At 72.9% G+C, this 20,249-nt stretch carries 18 protein-coding genes; 16 read left to right on the top strand and 2 right to left on the bottom strand.

All coding sequences use genetic code 11. From position 1 onward, the window contains the following. The first annotated feature begins 57 nt into the window (after window positions 1–57). A complete protein-coding gene (locus tag MCBG_RS15160) occupies window positions 58–1,497 on the top strand; it encodes an aldehyde dehydrogenase family protein (RefSeq protein WP_043326422.1) in 1,440 nt (479 codons plus the stop codon). 10 nt (window positions 1,498–1,507) lie between these two features. Here MCBG_RS15160 and MCBG_RS15155 read toward each other — a convergent pair whose 3' ends face one another. Next, complete coding sequence (locus MCBG_RS15155) at window positions 1,508–2,743, bottom strand: SUKH-3 domain-containing protein (RefSeq protein ID WP_043326420.1); 1,236 nt, start codon at window positions 2,741–2,743, stop codon at window positions 1,508–1,510. Between the two features lie 78 nt (window positions 2,744–2,821). On the opposite strand from MCBG_RS15155, the gene MCBG_RS15150 reads away from it, so the two are divergent. The 15 genes from MCBG_RS15150 to efeB all read left to right on the top strand — a co-directional run bounded on the left by MCBG_RS15150 (window position 2,822) and on the right by efeB (window position 19,230). Next, entirely contained in the window at window positions 2,822–3,235 is a 414-nt protein-coding gene (locus MCBG_RS15150; protein ID WP_043326418.1) for a YbaB/EbfC family nucleoid-associated protein, read from the top strand. Window positions 3,236–3,238: 3 nt separating this feature from the next. After that, complete coding sequence (locus MCBG_RS15145; RefSeq protein WP_043326416.1) at window positions 3,239–3,595, top strand: hypothetical protein; 357 nt, start codon at window positions 3,239–3,241, stop codon at window positions 3,593–3,595. Between the two features lie 24 nt (window positions 3,596–3,619). Further along, window positions 3,620–6,757 (top strand): toxin glutamine deamidase domain-containing protein, encoded by a 3,138-nt coding sequence (locus MCBG_RS15140; RefSeq protein ID WP_223201445.1) that lies wholly within the window; start codon window positions 3,620–3,622, stop codon window positions 6,755–6,757. Further along, window positions 6,709–7,827 (top strand): nucleotidyltransferase family protein, encoded by a 1,119-nt coding sequence (locus MCBG_RS34110; RefSeq protein WP_223201233.1) that lies wholly within the window; start codon window positions 6,709–6,711, stop codon window positions 7,825–7,827. Before MCBG_RS15140 ends, MCBG_RS34110 begins: the two co-directional genes overlap by 49 nt. Continuing rightward, on the top strand, window positions 7,824–8,267 hold the full coding sequence (locus tag MCBG_RS15135) for a hypothetical protein (RefSeq protein ID WP_043326415.1): 444 nt from the start codon (window positions 7,824–7,826) through the stop codon (window positions 8,265–8,267). Before MCBG_RS34110 ends, MCBG_RS15135 begins: the two co-directional genes overlap by 4 nt. Before the next feature lie 16 nt (window positions 8,268–8,283). Beyond that, window positions 8,284–9,003, top strand: a complete 720-nt coding sequence (nfi, locus tag MCBG_RS15130; protein WP_043326413.1) for a deoxyribonuclease V — start codon at window positions 8,284–8,286, stop codon at window positions 9,001–9,003. Window positions 9,004–9,108: 105 nt separating this feature from the next. After that, window positions 9,109–10,077 carry a hypothetical protein gene (locus MCBG_RS15125; RefSeq protein ID WP_043326409.1) on the top strand — a complete coding sequence of 323 codons (969 nt, stop codon included), beginning with the start codon at window positions 9,109–9,111 and terminating at the stop codon, window positions 10,075–10,077. Between the two features lie 199 nt (window positions 10,078–10,276). Then, window positions 10,277–10,483 (top strand): Trm112 family protein, encoded by a 207-nt coding sequence (locus tag MCBG_RS15120; protein WP_030501390.1) that lies wholly within the window; start codon window positions 10,277–10,279, stop codon window positions 10,481–10,483. Then, window positions 10,480–11,676 (top strand): SIS domain-containing protein, encoded by a 1,197-nt coding sequence (locus MCBG_RS15115; protein WP_043326408.1) that lies wholly within the window; start codon window positions 10,480–10,482, stop codon window positions 11,674–11,676. The genes MCBG_RS15120 and MCBG_RS15115 overlap by 4 nt, the downstream gene beginning before the upstream one ends. 28 nt (window positions 11,677–11,704) lie before the next feature. After that, the gene (locus MCBG_RS15110) at window positions 11,705–12,727 is read left to right on the top strand and encodes a cation diffusion facilitator family transporter (protein WP_043326407.1); all 1,023 of its coding nucleotides are present in this window, start codon (window positions 11,705–11,707) and stop codon (window positions 12,725–12,727) included. 3 nt (window positions 12,728–12,730) lie between these two features. Continuing rightward, entirely contained in the window at window positions 12,731–13,891 is a 1,161-nt protein-coding gene (manA, locus tag MCBG_RS15105) for a mannose-6-phosphate isomerase, class I (protein WP_043326406.1), read from the top strand. Between the two features lie 299 nt (window positions 13,892–14,190). After that, on the top strand, window positions 14,191–15,690 hold the full coding sequence (ahcY, locus tag MCBG_RS15100) for an adenosylhomocysteinase (RefSeq protein WP_043326405.1): 1,500 nt from the start codon (window positions 14,191–14,193) through the stop codon (window positions 15,688–15,690). A gap of 175 nt (window positions 15,691–15,865) precedes the next feature. Continuing rightward, window positions 15,866–16,753: an iron uptake transporter permease EfeU gene (gene efeU / locus MCBG_RS15095; RefSeq protein ID WP_043326403.1), complete on the top strand. Its 888-nt coding sequence runs from the start codon at window positions 15,866–15,868 to the stop codon at window positions 16,751–16,753. A gap of 27 nt (window positions 16,754–16,780) precedes the next feature. Next, entirely contained in the window at window positions 16,781–17,911 is a 1,131-nt protein-coding gene (gene efeO, locus MCBG_RS15090; RefSeq protein WP_043326401.1) for an iron uptake system protein EfeO, read from the top strand. Beyond that, window positions 17,908–19,230 carry an iron uptake transporter deferrochelatase/peroxidase subunit gene (gene efeB / locus MCBG_RS15085; RefSeq protein ID WP_043326398.1) on the top strand — a complete coding sequence of 441 codons (1,323 nt, stop codon included), beginning with the start codon at window positions 17,908–17,910 and terminating at the stop codon, window positions 19,228–19,230. Before efeO ends, efeB begins: the two co-directional genes overlap by 4 nt. Window positions 19,231–19,237: 7 nt before the next feature. Here efeB and MCBG_RS15080 read toward each other — a convergent pair whose 3' ends face one another. Then, on the bottom strand, window positions 19,238–20,248 hold the full coding sequence (locus MCBG_RS15080; protein ID WP_223201232.1) for an RDD family protein: 1,011 nt from the start codon (window positions 20,246–20,248) through the stop codon (window positions 19,238–19,240). Between the last annotated feature and the right edge of the window lies 1 nt (window position 20,249).

Below are 20,249 nucleotides of genomic sequence, written 5' to 3'. Positions count from 1 at the left end.
AGACAAGGGTTTGAGCAACTGTTTCCGCGTGAGCGCCTGTGGTCTAGGCTGCCGGTCGTGGAGCCGAGAGCCTTCTACGTCGCCGGTCGCCCCGCCCACGGCGAGGACGAGCTGACAGTCACCCACCCGTACGACGGGCAGCCGGTGGGGCGTACCACGCTCGCCACGGCCGACCAGGTCGAAGCCGCAGTCGCGGGGGCCGCCCGGGTAGCAGCGGAGGCCGCGGCCCTGCCCGCGCACGCCCGCGCGGCCGCCCTCGACCACGTCTCCCGCCGGCTCGCCGGGCGGGCCGACGAGGTCGCCGCGCTGATCACCGCCGAGAACGGCAAGCCGGTCAAGTGGGCGAAGGCCGAGGTGGGGCGCGCGGTCTCCACGTTCCGCTGGGCCGCCGAGGAGGCCCGGCGCTTCTCCGGCGACCTGCAACGACTCGACACCGACCCCGCCGCCACCGGCCGGATCGCCCTGGTCCGGCGGGTGCCGCGCGGGCCGGTGCTCGGCATCACGCCGTTCAATTTCCCGCTCAACCTGGTCGCCCACAAGGTCGCCCCGGCGCTCGCCGTCGGTACGCCGATCGTGGTCAAGCCGGCCCCGGCCACCCCGCTCACCGCGCTGCTGCTCGGCGAGATCCTGGCCGAGACCGACCTGCCCGAGGGCATGTTCTCGGTGCTGCCGCTACCGAACGAGCGCGCCGCCGAACTGGTCGCCGACCCGCGCCTGCCGGTCGTGTCGTTCACCGGCTCCGGGCCGGTCGGCGCGGCCATCCGCCGGGCCGCCCCGGACAAGCACGTCACGCTGGAACTCGGTGGCAACGCCGCAGCGGTCATCTGCGCGGACTGGTCGGCGGACGACGACCTGACGTTCGCCGCACAGCGCATCGCCACGTTCTCCAACTACCAGGCCGGGCAGTCCTGCATCGCGGTGCAGCGCGTCTACGTGCACGAACGGCTATACGACGGCTTCCTGCCCCGGCTCGTCGCGGCGGTACAGGCGCTGCGAACCGGCGACCCGCGCGCCGAGCTGACCGACGTCGGCCCGCTGGTGTCGGTCGAGGCGGCGCAGCGCGTCGAGACGTGGGTGGACGAGGCTGTCGCCGCCGGCGCGGTTGTCGAAGCCGGCGGGCGGCGCGACGGCGCCACCTACCCGCCCACCGTGCTCAGCGGCGTGTCCGCCGACGCGAAGGTGTGCGCCGAGGAGGTGTTCGGACCGGTGCTGGTGGTCGCCCCGGTCGCGGACGACCGGGCCGCGTTCGCCGCCGTCAACGACTCCGCGTACGGCCTGCAGGCCGGCGTCTTCACCCACCGGCTCGACGTGGCGTTCGACGCCGCCCGCACGCTCGAAGTGGGCGGTGTGATCGTCGGGGACGTGCCGTCGTACCGGGCCGACCAGATGCCGTACGGCGGGATGAAGGGCTCCGGCGTCGGGCGGGAAGGGCTGCGCAGCGCCATGGACGACTACACCGAGCCGCGGGTGATGGTGCTGACGGGCGTGCCTCTCTGATCGCTCGGCCTCACCAGGTGCCGTCGTCGCGGACCCGGGCGGGGGCGCGGCCGAGCAGCAGGGTGGTGAGGGCGGCGTCGATGTCGGCGCCGAGGAACCACTCGCCGGCCTGGTCGAGGGCGAAGATCCGGCCGTGCTCGTCGACGGCGAGGATGCTCTCCTGACGTTCGCTGCCGAGCGGGAAGAGGCGCGCGCCGATGACCGCGCCGAAGTCGGCGAGAGAGTCGGCGCTGTGCGCCACCTTTCGCGGTCGTATCTCGAAGCGCGAGATCCACACCGCTTCGCCCGGACCCTGGCGCGCGGTCACCAGGCCGGGAAAGGCGGTGAGTGTCGCCAGCGCGGCGGGGAAGGAGGCATGGGTGTGCTTGGTGCCGCTGACCTCGGTGACCTTACGGACCGAGGTGGCGGCGGAGACCTCGTCGCCGAAGTGCGGGCGCCAACCGGCGATCACCAGCGCGTTCGCGACCTCGGTGGGAAACCGGCCGGGCTCGGGGGGTGTCTGTGGCTCGGACTGCCATTCCTCGGCGTAGGCCAGTTCCGGCCAGGGAAGCACGTTGACGTGCACGAGGAATCTGATGCACGACTCGCAGCGGAGGTCGGCCGGACCGCCCGCCGGGTCACCGGGCTCGCGCACCCGGAAGCTCTCGATCCGGCTGGTGCCGAGCAGGTCGCGGGCGTCCTCGATGGTCAGTGGCGGCAGACCCTCGGCGGCCCGGCGGTGGTCGTGCTCGTACAGCGCGTCGGAGACCACGATCATCTCGGCGTGCCGCTCGCCGCCCCGCACCAGATGGCCCGGGGTCAGGTCGTCCAGGTAGGACTGCACCAGCGGATGGTGCCGGACCTCGACATCTCCTTTGGCGCCCTGCGCGACGTGCCGGCGGCCGTCGAGCGTGAGGTGCGCCGCCGCGCCCGGCGTGGGCAGCCGGGTCAACTCGCGCAGCAGTTGGGCGGCCGGGTCGACGGCGCGCGGCGCACGGGGTTCATCGGGCCGCTGCTGCCGGTACAACGCCTCGACCGCCGGTGCCGGAATCCGCGGCCAGGTGGAGACCTCGCCGGTCTCCTTGTCGATGACTGTGGTCGGCAGGTCGCCGGGCAGCGCCCGGGCATCGGCGGACACGGTGGACAGCACCACGTAGCCCAGGTCGAACTCCTCGACCACCGGCGTGCAGGGAAAACCGAGGCGGTCGGAGTCCCGCCGGGCCCATACCGAGGCGATCTGCTCGGCCTGCTGTCGCTCGATCACCACTTGAAATTACCGGACCCCACGGATTTCGTGGCACCCGGTATGGTCGGGCCTACCCACGGTGACGGAAGGGGTGCGGCGGTGGCCGAGAGTGCGGACCGGGATGCGAACCGTGCACTACGCGCGCGATTCGACGAGGTGTACGGCCAGTACCAGCGGTTGCGGTCCGGTCTGGACGAACTTCAGGTCAAACTGGCCGAGCTGCGGGTCACCGAACGCTCCGACGACGGTCAGGTGACCGCTGTGGTCGGCGCGCGAGGCGAGCTGATCAGCGTCGAGGTGAGCCCTGCCGTCTTCCGGGACCGGGATGCCGGAGGGCTGAGCCGGAAGATCACCGAGACCGTGCTGCGCGCCTCCACGGCCGCTGTCACCGCCACCCGCGAGCTGGTCTCCGGCTATCTGCCCCCGGGTTCACCGTCGGTCGAGTTCCTGCGTACCAATGACTTCGGCGCGCTGCTCGGCCGGGCCGACGCCGTGCTGGCACGCGGCGAGTGACAGGTGGCCGGGGGAGAGATCTGGCTGGACCCGGACCGGGCCCGGCGCGGCGGCGCCGACCTGACCCTGTCCGGTAAGGCGATGAGCGCGGCCCGGCGGGAGACAGGCGACCCGATCGCGACTGCGAGCGCCCAACGACCCTGGGGCCGCGACGACATCGGCGCCGCCTTCGACAAGCACTACCAGGGCTACGCCGAGACGCTGCTGCGCGCGTGGGAACAACTCGGCCGGTCGCTGGAGGTCCTCGGGTCGGACGTCGTCCGCTCGGTCGCGGCCACCGTGGAGACGGACCTGAGCAACGCCCGTGACCTCGGAAAGATCCCCCAGCAGGGCCACAACCCGCGTCGGCCCTGGCGCTGACCACCGGAGGATCCGCGCGTGAGCATGCTGCCCAGCCCGATCCCGCACCCGCTCGACTTCTGCCCGTGGGACGTGCCCGGCTGGATCTACGAAGCGCTCGACTGGGTCGTGGGCGTCGAGTGGCCGGAGGGCAACGAGCGCTCCGTCTGGGACCTGGCCGACCAGTGGTACGGCGTCGCGGGCGTCCTGACCGGTCCGCGCGACGACGCCACCGCCGCCGCCGGCGAGGTGAAGAGCGGATACGGCGGCGTCGGCCTGGTCGCCGGCGCGTTCGACAGGGCCTGGCACAAGCTCGCCGAAGGTGAGGATGCGCCGCTGCACGTCCTCGTGGCGGCCACCGACGAGTTGGGCCGGCTGGTCGACTCCTGCGGCTGCGACATCGAGGGCGCGAAGCTCGAAGCCTGGATCGAGCTGGGCATCCTGGTCGTGGAGCTGCTGGCCCTGGCGGTGGCCGCCGTGCTCACCCTGGGCGCCGCCTCCCCGGCGGCCGCCGCCGCGATCACCGCGACGAGGGTCGTCGTCCAGCAGATCTTCAAGCGCCTGGTGGCCCAGCTCGCCCGCAAGGCGGTCAAGCAGGGGCTCAAGGAGGCGGGTGAGCGGGCCGCGAAGGAGGCGGCGAAGGCCGGTGCCCGTGGACTGGCCCGACGGGCGGCGCTCGGCGGCCTGGTGGAGGCCGGTCAGGAAGCGGGCACCAACCTCGCGACGCAGGCGTATCAGAACACCACCGGCCGACGTGACGGCCTGGACCTGACCGACGTGAGCACGTCGGCTCTCGGCGGCTTCGCCGGTGGGGCGGTCGCGCCGCTCGCGGGTCTGGGCCGTCATGCGAGCGGGCGGTTCGCCGAGATCGGCGAGCGGTTCGGCCGGGAGATGGCCGGGGAGACGCTGGCCGAGACCGCGGCCGGATTGGCCACCGGTCACGGCCCGTCGCTGGAGGATCTCGCGCGCGCCGCGGCGTCCGGCGCGACCGGCTCCGCCACCGGCCAGACCGACTCCGCGCTGCAACGCCGCCTCGACGGGCAGTTGAGCGGGCTGACCGTTCCGCCGGTCGGGCTGGACGTGCCACCCGTCGGCGACCCCGTCGGGCTCATCCCGGCCCAGCGGGTCGCCGAGCCGGTCGTCCAGGGCGGCGAAGCGGTGGCGGGCCAGGTCTCCCCGACACCCGCACCCGTCCCACCGCACGCTGCCGCCGCTCACCCGCTGGCGGTTGACCCGCCGCGTCCGGCGCCGGAGACGGCGACGCCGCCGGTGGCCGCTGCCACCCCACCGGACGTGACGCGGCTATCGGTCGCTTCCAGCCCCACGTTGTCCTCGGTGATTACGGATGTGCCCGTCGCGTTCCCTGCCGAGCAGGTCGACCCGCGAACCGCCACGGGTTACCCGCCCCTGGTGCCCGGCAGCAACTCGCCGCCGCCATCGACTCCGGTCCAGGCGGCAGCAGGACCGGCCACGCTGTCCCCATCGATCGGGGAGCACCCGCAGTCGGCGGCGCCACCACCGTCGGACCGGACTGCCCCCGACGTCGGGCACCCCGCACCGATGAGCGCCCCGCCGCCACAGCCGCAGTCCGCCTCACCCCAGGGGCCGCTCGGGCCGGACCCCCGCCCGACGCCGAACCCGCGCTTTCCGCTGCTGGAGTCCCTGGCGCCGCCTCGGCCCGCCATCGATCCGCCGGCACCCAACCCCGGCCCGGTCGACCCGCCGCCTCCCGACCTACGGACCATCCAGGAGCGCGCCGCGCGCCTCGCGGCCGACCGGGAGTCGTTCGACCGGCGCCGCTACCACGGTTACCTGCAGGCCCAGCGGACGTGGTTCGAGGATCGCCGACGTCAGACCAGGGCCGACTGGCTGCACGAGCGTGCCGCCTATCACGAGGAACGGGCCAGCGACTGGGCCGCGCAGGCGATGGAACTGCGTCGCACCGGGCGGACGCTGGCGGCGCAACGATGGCACCGCGAAGCGCACGAGGCGGATCTCGAGGCGGCCGACCTGCGCGAGGAGGCTCGGCAGGTCCTCGCCGGGCGACTCGTGCCGGAGCAGGTGATGGTCGAGGACGACCTCGACTTCTACCGGATCAACGACGACGTGGCGGACCTGGCCGTCGGCGCGGTCGAGACGGCCGACCATTCCGCGCTCACCGGCCACGGCCACCCCGAACCGATCGACGGGTCCCGGCCCTACGGCCGCCGGGGAGGGCTCCGGCCACCGCTCGCGCTGCATCAGACCGACCTGGAACGGCAGATGCCCCGCAACCCGGACGGCAGCGTCGCGCGTACCGCCGATCCCCGGCGTGGCGGATGGTTCCGCCTGGCGAACGACGGCGGACCGGCGGCGGACGCGACCCGGGGCATCAACTGCCTCGACTGCACCCTGTCGCTGTTCGAGACATGGGTCCACGGACGGCCGCGGGTCGCCGCTCCGCGTACGTTCGACGGCTACCTCGGCGGTGACGTGCTCCGCCCGGTGGGCGGCGAGGCGGACGGACCGCTGCGGGTCGAGCAGACCACTGGCGGCCGGTTCCAGAACCTGTGCCCGGTCGACCGGCCCGGCATCACCGGCCCGCAGCGCCAGTGGCTGGTGGATCGCGGCTACCGCGACCTCTACGCGCAGTTGGCGTCGGGCGGCCACGGCAGCTATGCCTTCCTCATCACCAGCTTCGAGGGTGGCGGATCGCACGCCTGGGTGGCGTTGAACCAGAACGGCACGATCCTCTTCCTCGACCCGCAGTCGGGCGCCGTCGCCGACCGGCCGCTCTACCACCACAGCGGTCGCCCGTTCGAGGGCAACGTGGTCGGCGTCGACGCGCTGGTGCTCGGCCCTGACGGACGGCCGATGCCGCTCACCGGCCGCCCGCCCGGCACGTTCAACGTCCTGCCCGAGCCCTTACCCCGCCCGGCGCCGCCACGCCTGCCCGAGCCGCCGCCGGCCGACGACGGGAACGCGCCGGACTTCAATCACGTCCACCTGCTCGGCGAGTCCACCACTTTCCACACCCGAGGGACGCACCCCCACCGGGCAGCGCGCCGCCCGTCGAGCCGCAACCCGACCGGGTACGCGAGGAACACCGGCAGGCGCACGCCGACCGGATCGCCGGCGGGCTCTACGTACGCGACGTGCTCGCCGAGAGCGGAAGCCTCGACGCGGCCTTCGCCGCCGGGGTGACACCCGTGGAGCTGGCGCAGGCCGCCGACGCGCCGACGCTGCGGCGGCTCGCACCCGGGCTGGACGATGCCGCAGCGGCCGACCTCAGCCGGCTGTTCGCCGACCCGCGCGTGCAACGGATGCTCGACCAGAGCTGGGAGGCGCCGCCGCGACGGGAGGAGTTGCTGGCCGAGACGCTGGTACGGCAGCTCGCCGAGCGGCCCGACCTGGTCCGGATGCTCCTGGCGACACCGGAACTCGCGAACTCGCTGACCGCGCGACCGCTGACCCTGCATCACCTGGCCAGCCACCAGCAGGCCATCGACGTACTCGGCGAGGTCATCAACGACATAGCCGTCCGCGGGGCCGAGGCGGTGATCGCGCCCGAGCCACTGAAACCCCACTCGACGCCTGTCAGCCAAGCCCAGCGTCAACTCACCAGTTCGGTAGCAGCGCGCAGTCAGTCGACACTGCAGCTCGGATTCGATGAGACGCGACGCCATGATGAGGTGTATCGCCTCGCATACATCGACCGGCTCTATGCAGATGCGGCGGTCGCCCAGGAACAGTTGAACACACTCGCCGTCAAGCTCGCTGCGGACGAGGGCAGGCCCGACTGGAGAAGCGAGCCCAAGAGCCGGGAGCGGGTTCTCGACAAGCTGGAGGCTGAGTACGGGTATGACGCGTCGCAGCTCAAGGACTTGGCTGCGGCCAAAGTGCAGTTCCATACCCTCGACGCGGTCTACCAGGCGCTTGGACGCCTTGAAGCCGATCCAGAGATCGTGATCCTGCACATAAAGGACCGCTTCCTTAAGCCGCAGGCCAGCGGTTACCGAGACATACTGCTGAATCTCGGAATGCCGAACGGTCATGTGGCAGAGCTTCGGCTGCACCTGGTGTCGCTCGACGACGTCGCAGAGTGGGAGCATGCGCTGTACGAGATCCGACGCGATCTGGAAGCGGTGGCTGAGATCGAGGGCAGGTCGTTGACGCAGGGTGAACGCGCTATACGTGATGGACTTCTCCGGAGAGCGCAGAGTGCCTACTGGGGCAAGGTGCAGGAGAGTCTTGGGGAGGAATCACCGCGATGAGGCAGGTGGAGGGCTTGCAGCTGCCGAAGTTCTTCGACTACTACCACTCTCCCCTGAAGCTTGTAGCCACCCCCGACGGCGGCGTAGCGGGCTGGATCCTGTTCAAGGACACCGGAGGCTGGCGCGAGGCCAACAATCTCATCGACAAGGTGCTTTTCGTCGGCGGCGACGAGATCAATGAGATATCGCGAGATGAGTTCATTCAGCTCACTGAGCATGAACGGGGCCGTTATCTGAGTGGTGACGGTCCGATCTTCGCTCTCTACGAGACCGTTCGGGCAATCCAGGACACGCTACGGGAGGAGCGTCGGTATCCGACGCCCCAGGAGCAGGCGTTGATCAGGGGAGTCCGGCGGCGGACCTTTGTGATGTTCGAGGAGCAGCTCCAGCAGGCAGGCGACCCCGCCGCCGACCCCACCATCGCCGCCTCAGCCTCCTGACGCGGCCGGGAACGTCATGTCCGTCGACGAGAGTCCACCCGTGCCGTACGTGCCGCCCGCCGACGCGACGGAGGCGAGGCGCGTACAGGAGGAGCTGCGGTCGCGGGTGGACCTGGTGGGGCCCGGTCCCGCCGCGCCCGCGACGGTGGCCGGCCTAGACGTGGCGTACGCGCAGGACGGTGATTTACTCGCCGCCGCTGTCACGGTGCTGGACGCAGTCAGCCTCGCCGTGGTGGACGAGGCGGTGTTCGTGGGGCGGCCCGCCTTTCCGTACGTGCCGGGGCTGTTCGCCTTCCGGGAGATGCCGGCGCTGCTGGCCGCGTTGGGCCGGCTGACCGTCCGCCCGGAGCTGCTGGTGTGCGACGGGCACGGGCTGGCGCACCCGCGCCGGTTCGGGCTGGCCTGCCATCTGGGTCTGGTGACCGGGCTGCCCGCGATCGGCGTGGGGAAGACGCCGCTCGTCGGCTCGTGGACCGGGCCGGGCCCCGAGCGTGGTGACAGCGCCGACCTGTGTGACGAGGGCGACGTGGTCGGGCGGGTGCTGCGTACCCGGGAGGGCGTCCGGCCGGTCTTCGTCAGCGTCGGGCACCGGATGGGGTTGGACAACGCGGTCGAACGGGTACTGGCACTGACGCCCCGGTACCGGCTGCCGGAGACGACCCGGACGGCCGACCAACTGTGCCGCCGGGCGCTCGCCTCGGCCGTCGTCTCCGGCGGTGACCTGGACCGGCGGTGATCGCGTGGCACGGCACACATGTGGCGTGGTCGATGCGAAGGTGCCCTCCGGGCCCGGTAGTAACCTGACCGGCGGATCCGGTCCGGACGCAACGGTGAGGTGGGGATGTCGGTGGGGAGGCACGCGGCGCGGTGGGCCATTGTCGGCGCGCTGCTGGGTGGCCTGATCGCCGTCCCGGCGTCGCCGGCGTCGGCCCGGGACGACCGGGTCGGGCTGCGCTCGGCGGGCAGCTTCACCGCCGGGGGTTCGCCGGGTGGCGTGACTGTCGAGGTGCGCAAGCGCACCGACGGCTGCGTGCAGCTGCGTACCGCGATCGGGCTCCGGTTGGAGGGCCTTCGGGCGGACCAGGTGCGGGTGCAGGTGGCCGCCGGGGACGGCTGGACGCCGGTGCCGGTCTCCGGTGGTGACGGCGCGGTCGCCACCGCCCAGGTTGCGCCGGTCGACCGGCCGCTGTGCAAGGGCAAGGGCGCCACCGTGCGCTACCGGGTGTCCTTCCTGGCCGGCGTCGTCGGCGGGCGGTTGGAACTGGCGGGCGAGGCGAGCGCCGCGAACGGTGACGTGCTCGGCCGGGCCGGTGGGTCGGCCCGGCTGGTGGGCGCGCCGCGTACGCCGAGCCCGAGTCCGTCCCGTAAGCCCTCGCCGACGCCCAGCGCGAGCGAGACCACACCGGCCGAGGCGACTGACACGTCGCCGGTCGCCGCTGCCGTCGCCCCGGCCACCGCCGCGGCCGACGACTCGTCGTTCGGAGGTTCCATGATCATGTGGTTCGGTATCGGGCTGGTGCTCGTCGGCGCCGCGCTCATCGTCCTGCTGCTGCGCCGCAGTCGCGCCGACCGCAGTGGCGGGCCGGTCGCCGACCAGCCGCCGGTCCCGCTGCCACGCAGCACCACCACCTACCGCTCCGGCGCCACCGGGCCGGCCCCCACGGTGTACGGCGGCACGCCGGCGCCCCGTCCGGCGGGCAGCGTGTACGGCGCGCCTTCGTCCGGTCCGACCCCGCCCGTCTCCGGGTCGACGCCGCCCGCGCCCGCGGGCGGGGACGCGACGAGCCTCCTGCCTCGCTTGCCGGACTGAGGCCGAACCCGACCGGCTCCCGGGGTTACCGTGACGGTGGGTGGTCACGCCGTGACCCGGTGGCCGCCACCTGCCCGGCCGGAGGACCGGACACCGGGGCCGAACGGGGCCCGGTGCCGGGGCCGGATGGCCGATAAGATCGCGTGCGCCGATCGGCACCGCCGACCTGTGAGACCGCATACGTGGAAGGAGCCGCGCCGTGGCCCTGGACCCGCAGTTGCTCGAGATCCTCGCCTGCCCGGACACGCATCACGCCCCGCTCGACTACGACGCGCAGGCGCAGACGCTCACCTGCACCGAGTGCGGTCGCATCTTCGAGGTCCGCGACGACGTACCGGTGCTCCTGCTGGACGAGGCGCGCGGTGGACCCGCCGCCGACGAGGCGCGGGGCGGGTCGTCGCGGTGATGGAGGGTACGGCCGGGGTCAGCGGGCACCGGCACGCCGATGAGGCCCTGCTCGACGACGCGGCGCTGCTGGCCGAGCGGGACCCGGGCGGCATGCTCCGGCACACCGCGTCCGCCGGCGCGCAGGTGCGTGAGTCGGCGGCGCTGGCCGCCGAGGCCAACCTGTCAGTGCTCGCCGACGACGGCCGGCCGCGCGCGGTGGTCATCGCCGGCATCGGCACCGCCGGGCGTACCGGTGACGTGCTGGCCACTGTCGCCGGGCCGCGCTGCCCGGTGCCGGTCATCCCGCACCGCAGCGCCGGCGTGCCGGGCTGGGTGGGCGCGGCGGACGTGGTCATCGCGGTGAGCGCGTCCGGGCGCAGCCCCGAGGCGCTGGGCGCGGCCGAGGCGGCGCACCGCCGTGGCGCCCGGCTGGTGGCGGTGGGCGCGCCCGACTCGCAACTCCAGTCGGTGGCGGAGCGGGCCCGGGCGCCGTTCATCCCGGTGCCCCGGCGCGCGCCGGCGAGGGCCAGCCTCTGGGCGCTCACCGTGCCGGTTCTGCTCGCCGCCCGTACCCTCGGGCTGGTGAAGGTCAACGAGGCCGACCTGGCGGAGACGGCGGCCCGGCTCGACGCCGACGCCGATCGATGCCGGCCGACCGCGGAGTCCTTCGTCAACCCGGCGAAGTCGCTGGCGCTGGGGCTGTCCGGCTCGATCCCGATCGTCTGGGGCTCGTCCCCGCTGGCGACCGTCGCGGCCCGGCGGTTCGGCGACACGTTGTCCGCCAACGCCCGCTACCCGGTGGTCGCCGGCGCGCTGGGCGAGGCGGGGCGGGGTCGTGTCGGCCTGCTCGACGGCGTGTTCGGCGGCCTGGCCGAGGGCGAGCGGGACATCTTCGCCGACCCGGGCGACGACGAGTCCGACGGCACCCGGCTGCGGCTGGTGCTGCTGCGCGACGGCGGGCTCAACGCCGACGACGACACCGACGAGCCGCTGGCGGTCGAGGAGCGCCGCGCGGACGCGGTGCAGACGCTCGCCGAGCGCCGTGGGGTGCGCTGCGACGTGGTGACCGCCGAGGGCGGCTCCGCGCTGGAGCGGCTCGCGTCGCTGGTGGCGGTCCCCGACTTCGCCTCGATCTACCTCGCCCTGGCACACGGCCTGGACCCGATGGCGGTACCGGCCATCACGGAGATGAAGGAGCTGGCGAACCAGTGAGCACACGGGGCATCGAGCGAGGCGGGGAATGAGCGCGAACGGGGGCACGAAGGCGATCGTCGCCGCCCTGGCGGCGAACCTCGGTATCGCCGTCACCAAGTTCGTCGCGTTCGCCCTCACCGGCTCGTCGTCGATGCTGGCCGAGTCGATCCACTCGGTGGCCGACTCGGGCAACCAGGGCCTGCTGCTGCTCGGTGGCCGGCGGGCCAAGCGGCAGGCCACGCCGCAGCACCCGTTCGGGTACGGCCGGGAGCGCTACATCTACGCGTTCATCGTGGCGATCGTGCTGTTCAGCCTCGGTGGCCTGTTCGCGCTCTACGAGGCGTACCACAAGGCGTCCGATCCGCACCCGATCGAGAGCTGGCAGTGGGTGCCGGTGGCGGTGCTGGTGGCCGCGATCGTGATGGAGGGCTTCTCCTTCCGTACCGCGATCAAGGAGTCCAACCTGGTCCGGGGCAACCAGACCTGGGTGCGGTTCATCCGCCGGGCCAAGGCCCCGGAGCTGCCGGTGGTGCTGCTGGAGGACTTCGGCGCGCTCGTCGGTCTGGTCTTCGCGCTGTTCGGCGTCGGCATGACGCTGATCACCGGAAACGGCATGTGGGACGCGGCGGGCACCGCGATGATCGGTGTGCTGCTCGTGGTCATCGCGGTCACGCTGGCGATCGAGACCAAGAGCCTGCTGCTCGGCGAGGGCGCGGAGCAGGGCGAGCTGGCCAAGATCGAGCAGGCCGTCACGAACGGTCCCGAGGTCGAGCGGATCATCCACATGAAGACGCTCTACCTGGGCCCCGAGGAGCTGATGGTGGCCGCGAAGATCGCGGTGCCGGCCTGGGAGACCGCCGAGGACCTGGCCCGCGACATCAACGCGGTCGAGGCCCGGATCCGGCGTGAGGTGCCGACCGCCCGGGTGATCTACCTGGAGCCGGACATCTACTCGCCGGAGGCGGAGCGGGCGGGCACCGGGCAGGCGGCGGCGACCGCCGTCCCGGAGGCCGCGACCACCGGCGAGGCGCACGCGGCCGACGAGGTGGCCGGGCGGCCCGGGAGCTGACCGATGGAGCTGTTGCAGGGCCGGATCCGTGACTACGCCTGGGGCTCGCGCACCGCGATCGCCGAGTTGCAGGGGCGGCCGGTGCCGAGCAACGGGCCGGAGGCGGAGCTGTGGCTGGGCGCCCACCCGGGCGCCCCGGGCACCGTTCAGCGGGACGGCCGTCCGGTCAGCCTCACGGAGCTGCTGGTGGCCGAGCCGGGCCACTGGCTGGGTGAGCGGCTGGTCGGCCGGTTCGGCACCCGGCTGCCGTTCCTGCTGAAGGTGCTGGCCGCCGACTCCCCGCTGAGCCTCCAGGCCCATCCGGACGCCGAGCAGGCCCGCGCCGGGCACGCCGCCGACGTGGAGCGGATCAACTACGTGGACCCGTACCACAAGCCGGAGCTGCTGGTGGCGCTCTCGGAGTTCGACGCGCTGTGCGGCTTCCGCGATCCGGGGGAGTCGGCGGCGGCGATCGCCGCGTTCGGCGTACCCGCGCTGGAACCTGTGGTGGCGGCGTTGCGCGCCGGGCCGGCGGGGCTGCGGGAGGCGGTACGCCTGCTGTTGAGCTGGCCGCGGGCGGAGCGCGCCGGGCTGGTGGCGGCCGTGCTGGCGGCGGCGGACGCCGGTCCCGGGTCGGCGGACGCCGAGCTGGTACGCACGCTGGCGGCCGGCTATCCGGAGGATCCGGGCGTGGTGGTGGCGTTGCTGTTGCACCACGTCCGGCTGGCGCCCGGCGAGGGCATCTGGATGCCGGCCGGGAACCTGCACGCCTACCTGCGCGGCACCGGCGTGGAGATCATGGCGGCCAGCGACAACGTGCTGCGTGGCGGGCTGACCCCGAAGCGGGTGGACGTGGACGAGCTGCTGCGGGTGCTCCGGTTCGAGGTGCTGACCGAGCCGGTGCTGCGGCCGGAGACGGTGGCGCCCGGGGTGCTGACGTGGCCGGTGCCGGTGGAGGACTTCGCGCTGCACCGGGTCGAGGTCGCCACCGGGTCGCCGGGGGCGCGGTTGACGCTGCCCGGGCCGCGGGTGGTGCTCTGCCGGACCGGGAAGCTCACCGTTGACGACGGGGTGGGCGTGGTCACGCTCGGCGCGGGACAGGCCGCTGTGGGCACGGCGGCGGGAGGTCCGCTGACGCTGAGCGGGGACGGCGAGGCGTTCGTCGCCACCTGTGGCCTGCGCTGAGCGCTCAGCAAAAAGCCGCAAGTCCGACTTTCCCGAAATAGCTTGACGGTCCACTGGCGTGGTGTGACCCTATGGGTACGCAGCGTTGTCGCGACGAAGGTCCGATGACGTGCGGGGGAACCAAACCGGGGGGATGCACGGGGCGGCCGGGCCGTGGACGGAAAGTCCGTCCACGACCGACCGCCCCGTGCGCTGTCCGCCGACCGGCCGATTGTGTGCTCGGTCAACCGGGCACCGGCCGGGTGGGTCGCGCGCGTAAGGTGGAAGGCTGCGCACCACATCGTTCGACAGGAGCTTCCATGACCAGCACCCTCCCCGCGGCCTCCAGCGGCGCGTCGTCGCAGGCTCGGCCGAGCACCCTCGCCGAGGGCGACTACAAGGTGGCGGATCTGTCGCTCGCCGCGTTCGGTCGCAAGGAGATCCGGCTCGCCGAGCACGAGATGCCCGGCCTGATGGCGATCCGGCGTGAGTTCGCCGAGGCCCAGCCGCTGGCCGGCGCCCGCATCACCGGCTCGCTGCACATGACCGTCCAGACCGCCGTCCTGATCGAGACCCTTGTCGCGCTCGGCGCGCAGGTCCGCTGGGCGTCCTGCAACATCTTCTCCACCCAGGACCACGCCGCCGCGGCGATCGTGGTCGGCCCCGAGGGCACCCCGGAGGCCCCGGCCGGCGTGCCGGTCTACGCCTGGAAGGGCGAGACGCTGCCGGAGTACTGGTGGTGCACCGAGCAGGTGCTCGCCTGGCCGGACGGGCAGGGCCCGAACATGATCCTGGACGACGGCGGCGACGCCACCCTGCTCGTCCACAAGGGCGCCGAGTTCGAGAAGGCGGGCGCCGTACCGCCGGTCGAGTCCGCCGACTCCGAGGAGTACGCGGTCATCCTCGAACTGCTGCACCGCTCGCTGGCCGAGGACAACCAGCGCTGGACCCGGATCGCCGCCGGCATCAAGGGCGTCACCGAGGAGACCACCACCGGTGTGCACCGGCTCTACGAGATGCACCGCGCCGGCACGCTGCTCTTCCCGGCCATCAACGTCAACGACTCGGTGACCAAGAGCAAGTTCGACAACAAGTACGGCTGCCGCCACTCGCTCATCGACGGCATCAACCGGGCCACCGACGTGCTGATCGGCGGCAAGATGGCAGTGGTCATGGGCTACGGCGACGTGGGCAAGGGCTGCGCCGAGTCGCTGCGCGGCCAGGGCGCCCGGGTCGTGGTGACCGAGGTCGACCCGATCTGCGCGCTCCAGGCGGCGATGGACGGCTACCAGGTCGCCACGCTGGACGACGTGGTCGAGCAGGCGGACATCTTCATCACCGCGACCGGCTGCTTCGACGTCATCACCAACGAGCACATGGCCCGGATGAAGCACCAGGCCATCGTGGGCAACATCGGCCACTTCGACAACGAGATCGACATGGCCGGCCTGGCCAAGCGCAGCGACGTGACCCGGGAGAACATCAAGCCGCAGGTCGACGTGTGGCGCTTCGACGACGGCCACGCGATCATCGTGCTCTCCGAGGGCCGCCTGCTGAACCTGGGCAACGCCACCGGCCACCCGAGCTTCGTGATGTCGAACTCGTTCGCCAACCAGACGATCGCGCAGATCGAGCTGTTCACCAAGACCGAGGAATACCCGATCGGCGTCTACGTGCTGCCCAAGCACCTGGACGAGAAGGTCGCCCGGCTGCACCTGGACGCGCTCGGCGCGAAGCTGACCACGCTCACCAAGGAGCAGGCCGCCTACCTGGGCGTCTCCACGGAGGGCCCGTTCAAGCCCGACCACTACCGCTACTGAGTTCACACTCCGGAAGGGACCGGGGTCGGCCGCCGCGCGGCCGTCCCGGTCCCTTTTCGCGTACGGGGTGGGCCGGCGGGTGCCGAACCGGGTGACGTTACCGCGATCAGCTTGACGTTTGCTGTGAACAGGAGGAAGGTATGCCTGCCCTAAGTTAGCGACCACGGAGCAGCTGATGTTCGCCACGTACCTGATCGGCCTGCGCGAGGGCCTGGAAGCGACACTTGTGGTCAGCATCCTCGTCGCGTTCCTGGTGAAGTCGCAGCGCCGCGACCGGCTGCCGCAGGTGTGGACCGGCGTCGGCCTGGCCGTGGCGCTCTCCGTCGGCTTCGGCTCGCTCATCCAGTACACCTCGACCTCGCTGCTGCGCACCTCGGAGTCGCGCGAGCTGTTCGAGGCGGTCACCTCGGTCGCCGCCGTGGTGTTCGTGACCTGGATGATCTTCTGGATGCGCCGGGCCGCCCGCACCATCGCGGGTGAGCTGCGCGGCAAGCTCACCGACGCGCTCGCGGTCGGCTCCCTGGCGGTCGCCGGCATGGCGTTCCTCGCGGTCATCCGGGAGGGCCTGGAGACCGCGCTGATCTTCTACGCCGCCGCCGAGAGCGCGGCCGGCGGCACCGGGCCCGGCTCGCTGCTCGCCCTGGCCGGCGGCATCGCCACCGCCGTGGTGATCGGCTTCCTGCTCTACCGCAGCGCCGTCCGGATCAACCTCAGCCGGTTCTTCACCTGGACCGGGGCGCTGCTCATCCTGGTGGCCGCCGGCATCCTCAAGTACGGCGTGCACGACTTCCAGGAGGCGGGCGTGCTGCCCGGCCTGAACGACCTGGCCTTCGACATCTCCACCACGCTCGACCCGAACGCCTGGTACGGCGCACTGCTCGCCGGCATGTTCAACGTCACCGCCGCGCCGACGGTGCTGGAGCTGGTCGCCTGGGTCGCGTACGCGGTCCCGGTGCTCGTGCTCTTCCTGCGCAAGCCCGCCCGGCCCGCCAAGCCGGTTCCGGCCGCCGCCACACCCGCCGCGCCGGCCGACGTCGCCGCTGTTCCGTCCCCCCGCGCCTGAACCACCCGTTCCCGAGGAGACCGCACGATGCGTACCACCCGACTCGTCGCGCCCGCCGCCGCCGGGCTGCTCGCCGTCGCCGGACTGACCGGCTGCGGGGGCGGTGACGACGCCGACGCCAAGAACGGCGGGCCGATCGCAGTCAAGGCCACCGACACCGTCTGCGAGGTCGCCGACACCGAGATCGACGCCGGTCAGGTCACGTTCAAGGTGACGAACAACGGTTCCAAGGTCAACGAGTTCTACGTCTACGCCGCCGGTGACCGGGTGATGGGCGAGGTGGAGAACATCGCCCCCGGGCTCAGCCGGGAGCTGCGCGTCGAGCTGACCGCCGGCACGTACGAGACGGCCTGCAAGCCGGGAATGAGCGGCCGGGGCATCCGGGGCGCGCTGAAGGTGAGCGGCACCGCCGCGACTGTCGCCCCCGACGCCGCGCTGACCCAGGCCACCGAGAGCTACCAGCGGTACGTGCGCAGCCAGACCGCCGCGCTGCTGACGAAGACCGAGGAGTTCGTGGCCGCGGTCAAGGCGAAAGACGTGGCGAAGGCCAAGGCGCTGTACCCGGTGGCCCGCACCTACTGGGAGCGGATCGAGCCGGTCGCGGAGAGCTTCGGCGATCTCGACCCGAAGATCGACGGCCGCGAGGAGGTGGTCGAGGAGGGCATGGAGTTCACCGGCTTCCACCGGATCGAGAAGGACCTCTGGACCACCGGCGACGTCAGCTCCGACGGCCCGATCGCCGACCGGCTCCTGGCCGACGTGAAGGCGATCGTGGCCAAGGCGGACGCCGAGAAGCTCACCCCGCTCCAGCTCGCCAACGGTGCCAAGGCGCTGCTCGACGAGGTCGCCAGCGGGAAGATCACCGGCGAGGAGGAGCGCTACTCGCACACCGACCTCTGGGACTTCAACGCCAACCTGGAGGGCTCCAAGGCGGCCGTCGCCGCGCTGCGTCCGGCGCTGGAGCAGCGCGCGCCCGACCTGGTCAAGCAGCTCGACAGCGAGTTCGCGAACGTGGAGACCACGCTCGGCAAGCACCGCGCCGGCGACGGCTGGAAGCTGCACACCCAGCTCGGCAAGGACGAGCTGAAGGAGCTGTCGGACGCGGTCAACGCGCTGGCCGAGCCGGTCAGCAAGGTCGCGGCGGCAGTCGCGCGATGACCGGCCCGGCCGGCGGTGACGCGACGAGCGAGCCGAACCGCGAGCGGACCGGCCGCGGCCTGTCCCGGCGCCGGGCGATGACCCTGGCCGGCGTCGGCGTGGCCGGTGTCGCCGGGGTGGCGGGTGGCGCGGGCGCGCTGCTCGCCGGCGGGAACGAGGCATCAGCGACCGGATCGGCCGCCGGTTCCGTGCCGTTCCTCGGCGAGCACCAGGCCGGCATCACCACCCCGGCCCAGGACCGGCTGCACTTCGTCGCGTTCGACGTGGTCACCAAGGACCGGGACCGGCTCGTCGCCATGCTCCAGGAGTGGACCGCCGCCGCGGCCCGGATGACCGCCGGGAAGGACGCCGGGGTGATCGGCGCGGTCGGCGGCATGCCCGAGGCTCCGCCGGACGACACCGGCGAGGCGCTCGGGCTGCCCCCGTCGCAGCTCACCCTCACCGTGGGCTTCGGACCGACGCTGTTCCGCGACGCGCAGGGCCGGGACCGCTTCGGCATCGCCGCCCGGCGTCCGGCCGCCCTGGCCGACCTGCCGCACTTCGCCGGGGACGCGCTGCGGCCGGAACTGTCCGGCGGCGACATCTGCGTCCAGGCGTGCGCCAACGACCCGCAGGTCGCGGTGCACGCCATCCGCAACCTCGCCCGGATCGGCATGGGCGTGGTGAGCGTCCGCTGGTCGCAGCTCGGCTTCGGGCGTACCTCGTCGACGTCGCGGGACCAGGCCACGCCACGCAACCTGTTCGGCTTCAAGGACGGCACCGCCAACCTCAAGGCCGAGGACGCCGCCCTGCTCCGCGACCAGCTCTGGGTGCAGCCCGGTGACGGCCCCGACTGGATGACCGGCGGCTCCTACCTGGTCACCCGGAAGATCCGGATGCTGATCGAGACGTGGGACCGCAGCCCGCTGGCCGAGCAGGAGATGATCGTCGGCCGGACCAAGGGCAGCGGCGCGCCGATCGGCCGCCGGGACGAGTTCGACGAGCCGGACTTCGCCGCCAGGGGCGACGACGGCGAGCCGCTCATCGCCGACACCGCGCACGTACGGCTGGCCCACCCGGACACCAACGACGGCGCCCGCCTGCTGCGCCGCGGCTACAACTTCGTGGACGGCTCGGACGGGCTGGGCCGGCTCGACGCCGGGCTGTTCTTCATCGCCTACCAGCGCGACCCGCGCCGGCAGTTCGTGCCGATCCAGACCCGGCTGGCCCGCAACGACGCGATGAACGAATACCTGCGGCACGTCTCCAGCGGCCTGTTCGCCTGCCCGCCCGGCCTGCGCGACGCAGCCGACTGGTGGGGGCGCGCGCTGTTCTCCTGAAGCCGGCTCAGCTCACCCGAGGCGGCTCAGCGGCGTACCGGATCGGGTTCGACCTGCGGCGCGGCGGGCCGCAACCGGCCCGCGCCCGGCCGGCGGGGCCTGGCAGGACGGCGCCCGGCCCGGTGGAGCCCGGCACCACGGCGGGCGCCGGGACCAGCTCCGGCCAGAGCGTGGCGGCGACCGCCCGGCTGCGGCCCAGCCGGTGCGCCGCCCGCCGCCCCCGCTCGGCGAGCACCGCCGACAGGTACGCCCAGTCCGGCGCGGCCCACGGCGGAGGCGGCGAGGTGACCGCCGCGACCTCCGTCCACAGCCCCCGGCCCAGCCGGAACCGGTCCGGTTCGGCGAGCTGGGGCAGCCGGTCCAGGTACTGCCGCACGGCCAGCGCCAGCCCGTCGTCGAGGCGGGTCAGGTCGAGCGTGCCGGCCCAGGCCAGCAGCGGCGGCGCGGCCGGCGGCAGCGGCCGCCACAGCGTCGCGCCCCGGGTGTGCACCACGAGCGTGCCGGCGACCAGGTCACCCAGCCGGCGTCCGCGCGGGTCGGTGAGCATCACCGTGACGCTCGCCGCCCAGCTCAGCAGCGGCAGCACCAGCCCGGGCCACTCCACCGCGACGCCGACGAGCGCCCGCGTCAGCGACTGGCCCACCCCCACCGGGCCGCCGTCGGCCCGGACCACCCGCAGCCCGACGGCCAGCTTGCCCACCGTCCGGCCACCGGCGAAACGTTCCATCACCACCGGATAGCCGATCAGCACCAGCACCAGCAGCACGATCTGCAGCGCCCCCGCCAGGGCGGCGTCGAGGTAGTCCCCGAGCAGGGCGAGCGCCACCATCCCCAGCACCGCGCCGAGCACGAGCGCCAGCGCGAGCTGGATCACCGCGTCGATCAGCAGGGCCAGCACCCGGGAGCCCAGCCGGGCCGCCCGGACGTCCAGCTCCACCGCCTCGCCGCTGACCAGACCGGCGTCGGCCCACCGGGGCGGTGGGGGAGGTTGCGCGCGCACCCCGACAGTGAACACCATG

It is taken from the genome of Micromonospora sp. M42, from assembly GCF_000568915.1.
Classification (GTDB): domain Bacteria; phylum Actinomycetota; class Actinomycetes; order Mycobacteriales; family Micromonosporaceae; genus Micromonospora; species Micromonospora chalcea.
The sequence above is the reverse complement of the archived record's forward strand: the minus strand, read 5'-3'. Positions and strand labels throughout refer to the sequence as shown.

Coding starts and splice junctions, on each gene's coding strand:
- MCBG_RS15140 (WP_223201445.1), top strand. CDS start 3,620: ATGCTGCCCAGCCCGATCCCGCACCCGCTCGACTTCTGCCCGTGGGAC.
- MCBG_RS15135 (WP_043326415.1), top strand. CDS start 7,824: ATGAGGCAGGTGGAGGGCTTGCAGCTGCCGAAGTTCTTCGACTACTAC.
- nfi (WP_043326413.1), top strand. CDS start 8,284: ATGTCCGTCGACGAGAGTCCACCCGTGCCGTACGTGCCGCCCGCCGAC.
- MCBG_RS15125 (WP_043326409.1), top strand. CDS start 9,109: ATGTCGGTGGGGAGGCACGCGGCGCGGTGGGCCATTGTCGGCGCGCTG.
- MCBG_RS15110 (WP_043326407.1), top strand. CDS start 11,705: ATGAGCGCGAACGGGGGCACGAAGGCGATCGTCGCCGCCCTGGCGGCG.
- manA (WP_043326406.1), top strand. CDS start 12,731: ATGGAGCTGTTGCAGGGCCGGATCCGTGACTACGCCTGGGGCTCGCGC.
- ahcY (WP_043326405.1), top strand. CDS start 14,191: ATGACCAGCACCCTCCCCGCGGCCTCCAGCGGCGCGTCGTCGCAGGCT.
- efeU (WP_043326403.1), top strand. CDS start 15,866: ATGTTCGCCACGTACCTGATCGGCCTGCGCGAGGGCCTGGAAGCGACA.
- efeO (WP_043326401.1), top strand. CDS start 16,781: ATGCGTACCACCCGACTCGTCGCGCCCGCCGCCGCCGGGCTGCTCGCC.
- efeB (WP_043326398.1), top strand. CDS start 17,908: ATGACCGGCCCGGCCGGCGGTGACGCGACGAGCGAGCCGAACCGCGAG.
- MCBG_RS15080 (WP_223201232.1), bottom strand. CDS start 20,248: ATGGTGTTCACTGTCGGGGTGCGCGCGCAACCTCCCCCACCGCCCCGG.